Raw genomic sequence first — 14799 nt, 5'->3', positions numbered from 1 at the left:
AGATCGGGATGGTTATCGAGTAACACCTCAACGGTGGGGGCAAGTAACTGTTAAGTCTGCTTCTTTAACTAGCGGTTTTGGTTATCCCGTTGCGGAATTTTTTCAGAGAAGTAGATTTTAGTACTTGTCAACCGCAGTAACTCGACTGTTGGTGATTTTTTCGAGTTCGGGGGTAAGGATCATGAAAAGTAAAATATTAGCAATTGCAGCTTTAGGAACTTTAGCGGTTTTTAATTGTTTTTCTGGGGTAGCTTATAGTCGACCGCTACTTGTCGGCCAAGAATCAACCACACCCACCTTGATGGTAATTGATGATGAGGAGATGGCACAACTTCCTGTGCCTGTTCGTGATTTTTTGCAGCTTTACAAAGCGGGTAATATTGATGGGGCGGTCGATTTTTGGAGGGATAGTGCGATCAAATTTATATCACTACATTCAGATTCAAGTGAAAAAGATCGAAAAGATGCCTTAGATAAAATTAATCAACAAATTTCTATGGTAAAAAGTGTTTTGAAGGTATTCAATCAGGAGTACGGTTTCTGTAAAGACTATACGGTTCTGCAAGAATATACTAGCGTTCAAGATACGTATAATATAAAAAGTTTCTTGCTAAGAACTCGACATGAACAAATTTCTCTTTTTTGGAGATTTACTACTATACAAACCCCTAAAGGGACATTTCTATTTTCCTTCCAGGTCAGTACAGATCTGCGAGACATCATCAAGGATGATAAGTAGTACGACATCAATCGACTACACTAGATCAAGGAGGTAGCGTTGCGACTTATCAGCAGGCTGATCTTCAAACAATTAACAGCGATCACTTAATCCCATTCAAGAGGTGGATTATCAACGGCCTGATGAAAAAAGAATTAAGGCTTTTAAAACTATTTTAGAACAGGAAAAAGTCGCCGTTACTGTCCGTTATTCCAGAGGTTTAGCGACCGATGCGGCCTGTGGACAATTGCGATCGAGTGTCATGGTACAATAAACGGCCGTAAATCGGCCATTAACTAGGGTTGGCTGAATAAATCTAAAAACCTTGTTGGGTAAGACGTTTAGACTTTTGGAAAATCAAAAAGTGCCAGCCATTGGAGGGATCGGGGGGAAAATTCAGGGACTTTTTCCCTGAAAATTAGGTAATTTACCAGATGAAAATGGGTACAACCCTACACCCTACACCCTACACCCCACACCCTGGCCTCACGAGAAACTTTTTGCCGCAAACCCTAACTAGATTGCTAGTCTCCCCGCTAGGCTAAACTAGAGAACTATAACATCAATGTAGGAGCCATTTCGATGCAAAGTCTCTCTAGTGCCAAAGAAAATCGCCTTTTTGTCTATGAAGTCGTCGGTTTGAGTCAAAATGACAATACCGATAACCTAGATTATTCTATCCGTAAGAGTGGCAGTGTCTTTTTAACCGTTCCCTATAGCCGCATGAATCAAGAAATGCGTCGGATTACCCGTTTAGGCGCTCGCATCGTCAGCATTAAACCCTTAAACGCAGCCGCGGCCGAGTAGTTGAAAAAATAATTATTGCTAATATCTGTCCCCCGCTCTTGTCCTCATCAGGCCAACCAGGGGGATTTTTAGCATAAATGGGGAAAAGTAGCAGAAATCTTAATAAAAAGTAAAAATGCTGCAAATGTAACAGATTTTAACCAGAGAGTTGACCTATCCTGATGAAAAAGATAAAAGCGATGTCTGTGGTTTTTTTAAGATAACTCTCAATTAGGCCTAGGTGTAGTGTACCGATGGTAGGCTAAACTATGGAACGATTATCGTGACTTGAGTTGGGAGTTATATTTAATGTACAGTCCGAGTACACTAGCGGGAAACCGTTTATTTGTTTACGAAGTGGCGGGTCTCAATCAAAACGACAATACTGACAGCTTGGATTATTCAATCCGTCAGAGTGGAAGCGTGTTTTTCACGGTTCCCTACAGTCGCATGAATCAAGAAATGCGTCGGATTACCCGTTTAGGTGGTCGTATCGTCAGCATCAAACCCTTAAATGGGATTGCCCCCGTAGCAACTGTTTCTAGTGCCTCCACACCACAGCCAATCGCTCAATCATCGCCCGTCACCGAACAGACCAAGAAAAAGGCCATGACCCAAGCGAAAGAAAAAACAGATATCCCCGTCAACATCTACCGTCCGAATCAACCCTTTATCGGCAAATGTATCGAGAATTATCCTCTCGTTGATGAGGGAGGTATCGGCATCGTACAACACGTCACCTTTGACCTTTCTGGGGGCGATTTACGCTATTTAGAAGGGCAAAGTATCGGTATTATCCCCCCGGGGACCGATGCTAATGGCAAACCTCATAAATTGAGACTCTATTCGATCGCCTCCACCCGTCATGGTGATAAATTAGACGATAAAACCGTATCCCTCTGCGTGCGTCAGTTAGAATACCAACACCCAGAAACCAAGGAAACGGTTTATGGAGTTTGTTCCACCCATCTCTGTAATGTAGAGGTGGGTGCCGATGTGGCTATTACCGGCCCTGTGGGTAAGGAAATGCTGCTACCGGGTGATGAAGATGCCACTATCATTATGATGGCCACTGGGACGGGAATCGCTCCCTTCCGAGCTTTCCTCTGGCGGATGTTCAAGGAACAACACGAAGATTATAAATTCAAAGGTCTAGCTTGGTTGATTTTCGGAGTTCCCAAAACGGCCAATATTCTCTACCAAGAAGAATTAGAGAAAATCGCGGCGGAATTCCCCGATAACTTCCGTCTCACCTATGCCATCAGCCGGGAACAGCAAAATCCCCAGGGCGGTAGAATGTATATTCAACACCGGGTAGCCGAACACGCTGACGAAATCTGGAATCTACTCCAAAGTCCCAAAACCCACGCTTATATGTGCGGACTGAAAGGGATGGAAGATGGTATCGACGATGCTATCAGTGGTGCCGCCGCTAAAAATGGCGCTGATTGGTCTGTCTATCAGAAACAACTGAAAAAAGAACATCGCTGGCACGTAGAAACCTACTAAACCAGAAAGGTTCTCTGAAAATTTTTTCGGGTGGGCATTGCTCACCCTTTTTGTCTTGGCTTCGGTTAAGATCAGTTTTTTAAAAGGCCTTTAATAAAGATGAAATTCTCTCGACGCTTTTTTCCTGTTTTCCTTGCCCTCTGCTTACTGTTTATTTTGCTGCCCCGGGCCTGGAGTTTTACTAATAGCCAAAAACAAATTCTGGCAGATTTAAAAACAGCCGAGATTATTTATCTGGGAGAAAGGCACGATAGCCAAGGCGATCATCAGGCCCAATTAGCTATTATCGAGTATTTACAGGCTAATAATCCCCAAATAGCGATCGCTTTTGAGATGTTTCAACGTCCTTACCAAATCTATTTGGATCAGTATTTAGCCGGCAAAATTAGCGAAAATCAGTTGAGAGAAAAAAGTGAATACGACCAACGTTGGGGATTTGATTGGGAATTTTACGCCCCGATCCTGCGCTTGGCCAAGGCGAAAAAACTACCATTGATCGCCCTCAATACACCCACGGAAATCACTAGAAAAGTGGCACAGGAGGGCTTAGAAAGCCTCTCCACCTCAGAAATGACCTACATTCCCCCTAAAAGCGAAATAAACCAGGATAACGAGGAGTATCGTCAACAGATCTTAGCCGTTTATCAGCAACACACGGGGGGCAAAAGCCAGGGATTTGATCGCTTTTTTCTGGCACAGGTCCTCTGGGATGAAACCATGGCCGATGCGATCGCTAAATTCTGGCAAGCTTATCCAGAATATCAGATCATCGTCCTAGCAGGAAAAGGTCATATTGCCTACGGTTACGGCATTCCCAGTCGAGTCCAAAGAAGATTAGGCGATCGCGTCAGCCAGCGCTCGGTTTTCTTGGGAGACGCTCCTCAATCATCACCAGCAGAAACCAAAAAACCCGCCGATTATTTTTGGCAAGGGCAAAATTAAGCCAGTCAGGAGCTAGGAAGCAAGGGATGATAAGCTAAGAAGCCAGTCTTTCAATTTAAGTACCTAAGCAAAATTAATTACACATTTCGATAAAGCTTTTGCCTCTTGCCTATTGCCTCTTGCCTATCTTCACTAGGAAATTTATTTTGCACGACTACTTAGTAGATAATAAGTCTGAAAAACTGAGGCTATTTTATGATTAATTTAACCTGTCAAGATACCGAAACGCTCGATCGCATTTTAGCTGTGACTCGTGCCGTCGGTTGGGGTGGTGCTAAAATTCTCCAATCCTACCACCGCGGTGAACAGGATTTAGCCGTCAACAAGAAGAAAAAAGGCGGACCGGTGACGGCGGCGGATTTAGCGGCAAATAACTATATTTTAGGGGAATTACAAACAAATTTTTCTGATATCGACTTTGGTTATCTGAGCGAGGAAACCCATCAGGGTAATGAAGCTATCCCGAAAGATTGGGTATGGATTATCGATCCTTTGGACGGAACCCGCGATTTTATCAACAAAACGGGAGAATATGCCCTACATATCGCTTTATGTTATCAGGGAAGACCGATCATCGCCGTGGTTGCCCTACCGGATCAAGAAAAACTCTATTTTGCCCAAAAAGGAAAAGGCACTTTTCTAGAAACTAGCGACGGAAATATTACACAGGTAAAAGTTGCCAATAAAGATAAAATTACCGAGCTCTATCTGGTGGTTAGTCGTACCCATCGCGACCAACGTTTTGATAATTTATTAAGCCAAATACCCTTCTTCGGTAAAAATTATGTGGCTAGTGTGGGCTGTAAAATTGCCACGATCCTCGAACAAAAATCCGATGTTTATATCTCCCTATCGGGGAAATCGGCGGCTAAAGACTGGGATTTTGCTGCTCCAGAGTTGGTTTTAACGGAAGCGGGCGGCAAATTCTCCTATTTTGACGGTCAACCAGTGCGCTATAATCGCGGCGATGTGCGGCAATGGGGGGGGATCATGGCTAGTAATGGTCCTTGTCATCAACAACTTTGTCAGTTGTCCACAGCAATCCTCGCCCAAATTGATGCCACTGTCTAATTTCTGCTCTCTTATTCTTTGTGTGATCGGTTTAACTTATATAGGAGCGATCAATCTTTGTGTCCTTTGTGTCTTTGTGGTTCGTCCTAGTCCTTCGCCGGCGGTACTGTATCTTAGAATACATTTTACCCACCAAACCCAAGAGAGCTTAATTTCTGCCCCCCTAACCGAGAATCAGAGATCGGTAGAATGGAAAAAAACCAGATCGAGCAATGTTACGGTTAAAAACTTGGCAAGGGTTGATTTTAGCAGTTCCGATCGCCGCTGTGGTCATCTTTCTGATCGTGGCCGCCAGTGTCCAGATCAATCAATGGGGTTTGAATTGGATTTGGGCAGTTTTTACCCTGATTTTTGTCCCTTGGCGCTTCCTGTTGGTCAAATGGACGCGCCCAGCAGTCGGGGAAATTGAAGCCGCCATCGGGGAAATTAAGGCAGAATTAACCCCTCCTGAGGGTGATTCCGGGGGCAATGTCGAGGAAATTATCGAGAGGATTATCGTCGAGGCCCGCAATGATCGCCCGGTTTGGGAAGATTGGGCGACTTTTTGGCAACGCTGTCAGGATTTGGTCAGTGCCATCGCTCATATATATTACCCCGATGTCAAGTACCCCTTATTAAATATTTACATTCCCCAGGCCTACGGTTTAATTCGGGGAACTGTGGATGATAGCGATCGCTGGATGCAGAATCTCTCCCCAGCCCTGAATCAAATCACCATCGGCCAAGCCTATCAGGCCTACGAAGTTTATCAAAAATTGCAACCCTCGGCCCAGAAACTTTGGCAAGTCTGGAATTGGGCGCAATGGGTGATCAATCCCGCTGCGGCTGTGGCTAAAGTGGCTAGTCAAAAGTACAGCGATCGAGCGGATCAGCAATTATTAGTCAATTTAGGGCAAGTTTTGCGGGAAAATGCCCTGAGAAATCTCTCTCGCCAAGCGGTGTTACTCTACAGTGGCGGCAATCTCGCCCCCACTCTCCCCACCAAGACCAAAATCGCCACCACTACTCTCAAGGAAATTCTCGCCCAAGCTGAACCGATCACGGAAATCGATCGCCAACCGGTTAATATTCTGCTGGTTGGACGCACCGGGGCCGGCAAAAGCAGTTTAATTAATACTCTCTTTCGGGCCGATTTAGCCCAAGTGGATCTATTGCCCAGTACCGATGCCATCCAATCCTACCATTGGCAAACCCCAGAAGGGGACGAGTTAATCCTCTGGGATACTCCGGGCTATGAACAGGCAAATCGGGCTGATGATCGGCAAAAGGTTCTAAATTATGCCAAAAACGCCGATTTATTAATTCTTGTCACCCCCGCCCTCGATCCCGCCCTGGCCATGGATGAGGCTTTTCTTAAAGATTTGCAACAAACTATTGACAATTTACCAGTTATAGTCTGTGTTTCTCAAGTCGATCGCCTGCGTCCGCTGCGAGAGTGGCAACCCCCCTATAATTGGCTGACGGGAGAAAGTCCCAAAGAAGTCAATATCCGCGAATGCTTGCAGTATCGGGCGGAATTATTCGAGGATCTCTGCGATCGCATTTTGCCGATGGTCAGTCAACAGCCGGATAGAGAAGCTTGGGGGGATGAGGAGTTATCAATCGCTTTACTGGGGGCAATTTCGCCCGCAAAACAGTTGCGTTTAGCCCGTTTTTTAGCGGATTTGGAAACTCGAACCCTGGCAGCGGCGAAAATAATCGATCGCTATACTTTACAGATGGCCACGGGACAAGGTTTAACGGCCCTATTAAAAAGTCCTATTCTAGGTTTTATCTCCACTTTAGCCACGGGAAGACCGACTTTAGCCTATCTTTTAGCTGAACAAATTCCTGTGGAACAATTACCAGTAGCGATCGGTAAATTACAGATGGCCTACGAGCTTTATTCTCTCTTGAATCCAGAGAATAAAAGTTTTGATTTATTGGCACTTTGGCCAATACTATTAGAAAATTCTAGCACTGCCGACAAGGAAGCTTGGGCCTGGGGTCATGCTCTGGTAGAATATTGGACAAAGAAGCTATCGATCGAACAGTTCCGGTCAAGTTATCAGGGGTATTTAGAAACGACAAAAACAGGCCTGTAGCCAGATTAATTAAGCTAAAACTTTCTTCCACTTTAAAAGTATAGGAGAGTGGGGAGGAGAGGTTTCTGGGGTTGAGATTTCTGGCCCTTGTACTAAAATTCCTCAGTAGGCAGTTTAAATGCAGTGCAGCTTATACTAAATCCGTTGAGTAATACTAAATCCTGTTTAAAAAGTATAGGATAGTGGGGTGTGGGGTGTGGGGTGTGGGGTGTGGGGAGAAACAATTCATAACTTGAGAGTTAATCACACTATTAAAAAGGGATTTGGTATAACGCACAGAAAACGGGTTTCTCCGAGAAACCCGTTTTCTCCTCATCCACTCATGCAAAAAGGGGAATAAATAATCAGTCTTTAATAACCAGATTTAGTATGACAAAGCATTAGCCTCGATTTCTAGATCACCCATCGATTTAACTCGCTCCCAATCGGTTAAATTATTAATATCTGGGGGATTATTTGTTATATTTATCCTTCCTAAAGCTAGTCTTTCCAGATGCTTTGGCCAGTGCAGAACTACAGTGATATACTAAGGATAACTTGATCAATACTTTCTAGGGAGATTTTGCTATCAATTCCCAGAAAGTATCGAGGTTTAGGTTTTGCGTCCGAGAAAATTAATAATCTGGGGACTAATTTCTTTTGACCAATGTTCTTGGGGATAGTGTTTTGCTTCCGCGAGGGGGATTAATTCCACTCCTGATTTAGTAGCTAATTTTTCAACGGTGACAGAAGATAACCAAGGATCGGCCATTCCCCAGACAAAAAGGATAGGTTTTTCAAAGTTCTCTAAACCTGTCTCAATTTCTGCCATAGTTTTCGATAGGTTTAAATTGCGAATCGTGGCCAGTAAAGCGCGACCCACTGCCGAAGTTTTTAGATAAGGTTGACGGAAAATAGCCAGATCTGCATCACTAATCACAAAACCGCTACCAGTTTCTAAAGTACGATCGACTAATAAGGGGTCTTGAGTTGCCATATCTCCGAGGAAAGGTAGCCCCCATTGTTTCATTATCCAGGGTAATTTGACATCACTGGAGAGGGGAGTATTTAAGATGATCAAACGCTCAATTTTATCGGGATTTTCTAGGGCGTATTGTAAACCGACGGAGGCTAAAAAACCCTGGACAATGAGGGAGATTTTCGGCAATTGGAGAGCTTGAATAAAATCGGCCAAAGCTTGACAAAAAGCGCTAGGTGTGTAGGCGAATTCTCTGGCATCGGGTTTAGCGGATAAACCGGAGCCGATCCAATCGGGGGCAATGGCATTAATGTTATATTCTTCTAAACTGGTCAATAATTCTCGCCAAATATAGCCATGGGCGGGTAAACCATGGAGTAGGATCACGGGGGTTGTATCCGGTTGTTGAGCGGGGTTAACCTGTCGATAAAACCACTTGAGAGAGCCGACTTCGAGAAAACTTTCTAAAATAGCCATGGTTAATGGGGGATTAATAATCATTAACCATTGTCTAACGTCTAGGAACCGATCGCACCGGCAAATTTTCCACCCCAGCAGTTATAGGGAGCTTGCGTCGAGACTTTGTGCTTCTCCGGGGGTTAAGGGTAAATGAAGACCGCATTCTTGTTTTAAACCCTTGAAACGGGTGTCTCGTTCGTTGCTATCATCGGCGGTTAAGGGCCGACTGGAGTGCCAATCGCCGACGGAGACATAACCTAGATCAAAATAGGGATGGTAGGGAAGATCGTATTTAGTCAGATAGTCGTAGATGGTTTTGGCATTCCAGTCAAGGATCGGTAATATTTTGTAACGTTCGCCCTGTTGATTGACCCATTGGAGAGTTTTGCGGTGGTCGGTTTGGTCGCGACGTAAACCCGCTAACCAAGCGGTGGCCTTTAATTCCTTCAGGGCCCGTTGCATCGGCTCCACCTTGCGGATTTTGTCGTAGAGATTGAGGGAGTCGAGATCGTTATTTGACCACAATTTACCGTGGATTGCTTCCATGCGGGCGGGACTGAGGGGAGATTGATAAACTTTCAGGTTTAAATGGAGGCGTTGGCTTAAGTCTTCGGCAAATTGATAGGTTTCCGGGGGAAGATAGCCGGTATCGATCCAAATGACGGGAATATCGGGGATAATTGCGGTGACGAGGTGCAACATCACCGCGGCCTGAATGCCGAAACTGGTACTCATCACCAAACCTTCCCCAAAGGTGGCCGCTGCCCAAGCGACGATTTCCGCGGCGTTAGCGGAGTCAAAACGTTGATTAATTGTAGCGAGGTCGAGGGATAGAGGGTAGGCAAAAGACCGGTCGGCAGTGGTGATGAAGGCAGTTTCTAGGGCCTGTGGATGAGAATTAAGCAAGTGTAAATCTGGCATTCTGGCTAAGATTTAAGGTATTAGTAGCGGCGGATACTGATAGAGTCCAATCTATCCCTGTAATTGGATTATAGCATTGGGCCATCGGCCCGCTCTAGCTATTCCTTTTCCTTTCCAGAGCCTGGTTATTCGATCGAGGAGAATGGAACTATCAGTCCTCAATTGTATCTTAGTCGCTGATTTCAGGATAATTGGACTCTCAGCCCCGCTACTGCTAGAAAAGTTACTATTTAGTAATTCTTTACTTTAAGTTAAGAAACTTATCTAAGGCTAGAACCATATTTGGCGGCCAACGACGCACGCTTTTTACCCAATCAAGGTCTTGATAGCGGGTATCCATGCCGACGGCGGCTACCCAATTGCTTTCCGCTTCTCCCTGTTGTCCTTGGGTCCATAAAACGGCGCTTAAGGCGGCTCTGACATCGGGGAACATGGGGTATTTGCGGGCAATATTCCGCATTTTTTGGACTGCTTCCGGATATCTGCCCAATTCGTACAGGGCCAGAGCCAGATTAGCTTGCGCCCAGGCAAAATTCGGGGCCAGTTGAGTGGCTTGGCGATAGTCTTTGACGGCGGCTTCCCAGTCCCCTAAACCGCCCTCAGCGTTGCCGCGATTGTTATAGGCAAAGGCATCATTGGGATCTAGTTCTAAAACTTTATTATAATCGGCGATCGCTTCTTGATATTTGCCTTCTCCCTCTAAAGCGGTGCCGCGATTGAGGTAGGGATCGGGAGCATCGGGGGCAATGGCGATCGCTTGGTTAAAATCAGCGATCGCATCCTCTAATTTATTGAGACTGACTCTGGCATTGCCGCGATTACTCCAGACGGCGGGATTAGTGGGGAATTTGGCGACTAATTCGGTCCAATAGCTTTCGGCCTGGGCGTAATCCCCTTTTTCTGTGGCTTCTAGGGCTTTTTCGGCGATAACTTCCCCTTCTCTAATCTGTTCTTCGCTAATAGTCGGGCTATCGGCATAAGCCGCTATGGGTAGGGCAAAAAAGAGCAATAGACTCAATACACAAGCGGTGATCCAACGCATAATTACTTCATAATTTGTTACTTAATCTTTTCTCAATCTACCCTACTTAGGTGAACTCTGCTCTAGATAGTCTTGATAGCCTAGTCGTTGAAGATTGCTTTGTTTTTCGAGGACGGAATCGCTGAGGGATTGACGATAGGCGATAACTTGCTCTAAAAGCTCAGCATTACCGGTGGCGAGAATTTGAACCGCTAAAAGTCCGGCATTTTTGGCATTACCGATCGCCACCGTGGCCACGGGAATGCCTGCGGGCATCTGTACAATTGAATAGAGAGAGTCTAACCCTTGTAAAGTGCGCGTGACTACGGGAACCCCAATCACGGGTAAGGGGGTTAAAGATGCCACCATCCCGGGTAAATGGGCAGCGCCGCCAGCTCCAGCGATAATCACTTTTATTCCCCTTAAATGAGCGTTTTTGCCGTATTCAAACATTTTTTCGGGGGTACGATGGGCCGAGACGATGGCGACTTCGTGGCTAATCTGAAAAACCTCTAAAACTGCGATCGCTTCTTTCATGGTGGGTAAGTCGGAATCACTGCCCATAATTACACCCACTAGGGGCGCTGCTGTCACCATAGTTACTAGAAAATAATATTTCCCCTAAATTGTATCGGGATCGATGCCTAATTCTCGCAATTTTTGGGCTAATTTTTCCTTAGCTTGTCGTTCCCTTTCTTTCTCTAAAAGAGCCTGTTCTTTTTCTAAAAGAGCCTGTTCTTTTGCCTGTCGTTGCTGTAACTCAGCTTCAAATCTGTGGGGGGATAGGTGACATCTGGGATAATGTCTAGGGCTGTCATGACTTTTCCCGGTATTTTAGGATTGATTAATTATAGCTTTTTACCACAATTGCACAGATAAGGCGGGGGGGATTTTTGCCCCTAACTTAATCCTATACCTTGACCGATCGCCGTTTCTAAACTAAAGCCTGACTGCAAATAATGATGGGAATTGGTTGCTCCTCACCTTGCAAGCGGCGGCGATCTAACCAGTCCCGCATCTCATGTTGGCTGTATAATTTCTTCAGTTCGCTAAACAAAGCTTCTCCTGTCAGGCTACGGCGCTTAATCAGGTTTAACTCGCGCTTCAGTACAGTGGTAATCGGTTGGCGAAAGGCCTGTTCTAATAGGTTAACCTGCTTACGGATTTCTTCATCCTGAGTGGTTTTAAACAGCAGTCCCAATTCTCGCAAGATGTAGCGCTGTGCTTGAGTCAGAGAACGGCTGTACTCCCGTTCCGATTGGCGGTGTTGGACTTCTTGGGCAAATTTAACCTTGACTTGCATCACTGCTTGGTTGTAATTTTTGGGCAGCGGCAGTGCTGCTTCTTCTGGGTTGGTTTTGAGCATTCCTAAAATGCGGGCAGTATCTTTTGATATGATCTCTCCCCGTTCATCGAGCCAATATAATTGCTGGTAGCCCTTCCAATCTTTGCGGTTAGGATAAGAAGCTTCACAGAAGACAATTATGCCCTTATTGAGAGAAAAGCGAGCCGTTCGGATGCCGTGAGGCAGGTTAGCTATCCGTTCGTATTCAGCCGGATTTTCTCGCTGGATTTGTCTGAGAATTTCTTCCGCTTCATTGAGGTCGAGAAATTCTCCCTCATCTTCAAACAAACTTAATTGATGACTACCACTTTTTTCATAAATCGCATACATAGCCTCTTCGTTAAGCTGTTCCGTTGGGTCGAGAATTGCCGCATCCTCCCCGATGGTTTCGTGAATTTCTTGAATGCGGTTTTTGAGTTTTTGCCGTAATCCTAGATTCCGCTCCAATCCAGTCTCTGGGAGAAAATTAAAGCCGTAAACCACATCATTCTCGCTGCCAATCCGATCAATCCGACCAAACCTTTGAATAAGTCGGACGGGATTCCAATGCAGGTCATAATTAATAATCAGGTTGCCATCTTGTAGGTTTAAACCTTCGGCTAAAACATCGGTAGCAATTAAAGTTTTGATTTCCGACTCTCCCTGTTGAAATTTATAGTATTTGTTGGCTTTAGGGGCAAATCTTCCCACTACCCGCGCCTTATTTTTATCGCCACTGTAGATGACTTCTAGATCGTCTCGATCGCCGTTAGGATTGAGGTTTTGATATAAGTAAGAGGCGGTATCAGCATACTGAGTAAAAATGAGGCACTTGCTATCTTGCAGCGGAGGTTTATTCAACCAGCTTTTAAGGGTTTGTAATTTCGCATCTTTGTCTGGGGTAATTGGCTCAACTAAGTGCAAAATTTTCTCTAGCAATTGGATGTCATGTTCGAGGTGTTTCTGCAATCTTGGGGCATCAAAATCAGCTAGATCATACTTCCCAGATGCCTGACTCAAGGCATCGATAATGTCTTGTTCTTCCCCATTGTTTGGTTCATAGAGAATTGCCTGAGCTTCTTCCCCGGCGGGGATAATTCCTTGGCGTAAAGCTTCTCGAAAGCGTTGATGGACTTGCAGTAATTTCTTAACAGTTTGTTGGAAGGCATAAACGCTAGATTCAAAGCGTTTGAATAACAGGACTCGCATCAGTCCTCTTAAATTTGCTCCCCCAGTTTGTAAACTGAGTAATGGTTCTTGTTTGCGCTTATTTGGTAATACATAATTTCCCAAAACATAACGAGCATAGCAAAGTTCATTTTTACGAGGGTTAGCTGGTTGCTGTTGGCGAGATTTCCCTAAATATTGGCGCAGTTCTTGGTAAAGTCCTTGATAGGTATCTTCAATACTATATTCAATGGTTTGTAGTTCTCTTTTGGGAAAAAACTGATGCTTACCGCCCACAATAACGTAAGCGCGTTGATTTCCGTTTAAATAATCCTTGAAATTGTCTGCATCTACGGGTTTATGAGTCTTGGCATCAAAGCCGTACCAGCGTAAAATGTGGTTGCGAGTGCGCCGGATCAAGATGTTAGATAACAAGTCAGGTAACTGTTTTTCTCCTTTCTCTACTAATCGAAAATACTCTTTTAGATCGGGCGGATCTATGGGTAAATCTGTTTTATCATCTTGATGAAAGAGCCTAATCTGATGGTAAATATCCCAAGCACTTTTATTGCGAGGAGTTGCTGTTAAAAAACAGCATTGTCTCCCAGCTGCTAAAAAGGCTTCGACGATTTTATATCTTTGGGTTGCGGCATTCCGCAGGTTATGACTTTCATCAATTAAGATAAAATCTCGATCTTTGTATTTAAAATCTTCTAATAAAACTCTGATGCCACTGGTTTCATCTTCCCGCAGCAATCCCATCGATAAAACGCGGGCGTTAAGTTGATAAATTTCGTTGTAGCGTTCCCACATTTCCACCAGTGGTGCTGGACAAATAATTAAGGGGCGGGCTTTTTCTACTTGTTCAAAGCGTTTGACAATGGCAGCACCAATAAAGCTTTTTCCTAGTCCTACCACATCGGAAACGAAACAACCTCCATACTCGCGGATGAGTTTAACAGCTTGGTTAACTGCTACTTTTTGAAAGTCTGCTAGTTTCTCGGTAATTTCGTTATCTATCATCATTTCGCTGGCAGTTTCTTCTGTCAATCGATCGCGCACGAGCATATAGAGAGTTTTCATATAGATGTCGTAGGGACGTACTGGCATCATCGCCCAAGACTGTTTTAAAGACTGTATCAGTGTTTCATCAAATTCTGTTGCTTCCTGCCAAAGTTGATTGAACCATTCTGTTAAACTGGCATGATTTTCATTACCGTGAACGATAACATTAAGTTCGGTATTGTGGGAAATTCCTGATAAAGTAAGGTTAGAAGAACCAACGATAGCAAGGCCTTTTTCTTGACGTTCCAAAGGTTGTCCCTGCTGGTTATAAATTGTCCCGTAGTCGAAGATATAGGCTTTAGCATGGAGTCGCCCTTTAGTATAAACTCGCACCTGAAGGCGTTTTTCTTCAATCATTTGAACCAGATTTTTTACTAAGGTTTCTGCTTCATCTGTTTGGTCCATTAGTTCGACGCTGGAACGAATATTGTCGGCGGTTTCTGTTGCCATCTGCTTGCGTTCTGTCCGTTTGGGGTATTCTTGTGCTTCCAGATGGTTTTTAATTAGTTCTAAGCGGCGGTAGCCTTCTGCTAATTGTTCGATGGTTTCCCGGTTGCTGGTGTTGCCAATTAGGAGGCGCATTTGTTGGATGGTGGCGAGACGAGGTGCGATCGCAGTAAAGCCGGAGAGGAAAAAGTAACCGACGGCAAAATGAGCGGCTTCTGAAGAGTGGAGAATTTGGTTGATGTTATCGACTAATTTTTGCTGGCGATTGTCGATGATGTCGTGGGTAGGCATAGTTCGATATCCATAAGAGAATTGTTATATCAATAA

At 44.7% G+C, this 14799-nt stretch carries 11 protein-coding genes and 1 pseudogene; 7 read left to right on the top strand and 5 right to left on the bottom strand.

Annotation, left to right across the window (positions count from 1 at the left end; genetic code table 11):
• The first annotated feature begins 181 nt into the window (after positions 1-181).
• From IM473_RS10510 to IM473_RS10480, 7 genes and pseudogenes are all read left to right on the top strand, one after another.
• Positions 182-739 carry a hypothetical protein gene (locus IM473_RS10510; protein WP_287657718.1) on the top strand — a complete coding sequence of 186 codons (558 nt, stop codon included), beginning with the start codon at positions 182-184 and terminating at the stop codon, positions 737-739.
• An 88-nt stretch (positions 740-827) separates the two neighbouring features.
• Positions 828-992 (top strand): annotated as a pseudogene (locus IM473_RS10505) (dual-specificity RNA methyltransferase RlmN); the annotation flags it as partial.
• Between the two features lie 308 nt (positions 993-1300).
• Positions 1301-1525: a rod-capping linker protein CpcD gene (cpcD, locus tag IM473_RS10500; protein ID WP_002732223.1), complete on the top strand. Its 225-nt coding sequence runs from the start codon at positions 1301-1303 to the stop codon at positions 1523-1525.
• Positions 1526-1813: 288 nt separating this feature from the next.
• Positions 1814-3013 (top strand): bifunctional rod-capping linker CpcD/ferredoxin--NADP reductase PetH, encoded by a 1200-nt coding sequence (cpcD/petH, locus tag IM473_RS10495; protein ID WP_287657716.1) that lies wholly within the window; start codon positions 1814-1816, stop codon positions 3011-3013.
• A gap of 99 nt (positions 3014-3112) precedes the next feature.
• On the top strand, positions 3113-3955 hold the full coding sequence (locus tag IM473_RS10490) for a ChaN family lipoprotein (RefSeq protein WP_287657714.1): 843 nt from the start codon (positions 3113-3115) through the stop codon (positions 3953-3955).
• A 195-nt stretch (positions 3956-4150) separates the two neighbouring features.
• Positions 4151-5026 carry a 3'(2'),5'-bisphosphate nucleotidase CysQ family protein gene (locus IM473_RS10485; protein WP_287657713.1) on the top strand — a complete coding sequence of 292 codons (876 nt, stop codon included), beginning with the start codon at positions 4151-4153 and terminating at the stop codon, positions 5024-5026.
• 212 nt (positions 5027-5238) lie between these two features.
• Positions 5239-7110: a GTPase family protein gene (locus IM473_RS10480; protein WP_287657711.1), complete on the top strand. Its 1872-nt coding sequence runs from the start codon at positions 5239-5241 to the stop codon at positions 7108-7110.
• Positions 7111-7702: 592 nt separating this feature from the next.
• Here the strand turns inward: IM473_RS10480 and IM473_RS10475 are convergent.
• The 5 genes from IM473_RS10475 to IM473_RS10455 all read right to left on the bottom strand — a co-directional run bounded on the left by IM473_RS10475 (position 7703) and on the right by IM473_RS10455 (position 14763).
• Complete coding sequence (locus IM473_RS10475) at positions 7703-8569, bottom strand: alpha/beta fold hydrolase (protein WP_287657710.1); 867 nt, start codon at positions 8567-8569, stop codon at positions 7703-7705.
• Positions 8570-8626: 57 nt separating this feature from the next.
• Positions 8627-9448 (bottom strand): phosphoadenosine phosphosulfate reductase, encoded by an 822-nt coding sequence (cysH, locus tag IM473_RS10470; protein WP_287657709.1) that lies wholly within the window; start codon positions 9446-9448, stop codon positions 8627-8629.
• Positions 9449-9689: 241 nt separating this feature from the next.
• Entirely contained in the window at positions 9690-10490 is an 801-nt protein-coding gene (locus tag IM473_RS10465) for a tetratricopeptide repeat protein (RefSeq protein ID WP_002732506.1), read from the bottom strand.
• A gap of 42 nt (positions 10491-10532) precedes the next feature.
• Entirely contained in the window at positions 10533-11066 is a 534-nt protein-coding gene (purE, locus tag IM473_RS10460; RefSeq protein ID WP_287657708.1) for a 5-(carboxyamino)imidazole ribonucleotide mutase, read from the bottom strand.
• A gap of 337 nt (positions 11067-11403) precedes the next feature.
• Complete coding sequence (locus IM473_RS10455; protein WP_287657706.1) at positions 11404-14763, bottom strand: helicase-related protein; 3360 nt, start codon at positions 14761-14763, stop codon at positions 11404-11406.
• Positions 14764-14799 lie beyond the last annotated feature (36 nt).

Source organism: Microcystis sp. M015S2 (assembly GCF_020245945.1).
Classification (GTDB): domain Bacteria; phylum Cyanobacteriota; class Cyanobacteriia; order Cyanobacteriales; family Microcystaceae; genus Microcystis.
The sequence above is the reverse complement of the archived record's forward strand: the minus strand, read 5'-3'. Positions and strand labels throughout refer to the sequence as shown.

Bases quoted from the DNA above. Each gene is read 5' to 3' on its own strand.
- IM473_RS10510 (WP_287657718.1), top strand. From the start codon at position 182: ATGAAAAGTAAAATATTAGCAATTGCAGCTTTAGGAACTTTAGCGGTT.
- cpcD (WP_002732223.1), top strand. From the start codon at position 1,301: ATGCAAAGTCTCTCTAGTGCCAAAGAAAATCGCCTTTTTGTCTATGAA.
- cpcD/petH (WP_287657716.1), top strand. From the start codon at position 1,814: ATGTACAGTCCGAGTACACTAGCGGGAAACCGTTTATTTGTTTACGAA.
- IM473_RS10490 (WP_287657714.1), top strand. From the start codon at position 3,113: ATGAAATTCTCTCGACGCTTTTTTCCTGTTTTCCTTGCCCTCTGCTTA.
- IM473_RS10485 (WP_287657713.1), top strand. From the start codon at position 4,151: ATGATTAATTTAACCTGTCAAGATACCGAAACGCTCGATCGCATTTTA.
- IM473_RS10480 (WP_287657711.1), top strand. From the start codon at position 5,239: ATGTTACGGTTAAAAACTTGGCAAGGGTTGATTTTAGCAGTTCCGATC.
- IM473_RS10475 (WP_287657710.1), bottom strand. From the start codon at position 8,569: ATGATTATTAATCCCCCATTAACCATGGCTATTTTAGAAAGTTTTCTC.
- cysH (WP_287657709.1), bottom strand. From the start codon at position 9,448: ATGCCAGATTTACACTTGCTTAATTCTCATCCACAGGCCCTAGAAACT.
- IM473_RS10465 (WP_002732506.1), bottom strand. From the start codon at position 10,490: ATGCGTTGGATCACCGCTTGTGTATTGAGTCTATTGCTCTTTTTTGCC.
- purE (WP_287657708.1), bottom strand. From the start codon at position 11,066: ATGGTGACAGCAGCGCCCCTAGTGGGTGTAATTATGGGCAGTGATTCC.
- IM473_RS10455 (WP_287657706.1), bottom strand. From the start codon at position 14,763: ATGCCTACCCACGACATCATCGACAATCGCCAGCAAAAATTAGTCGAT.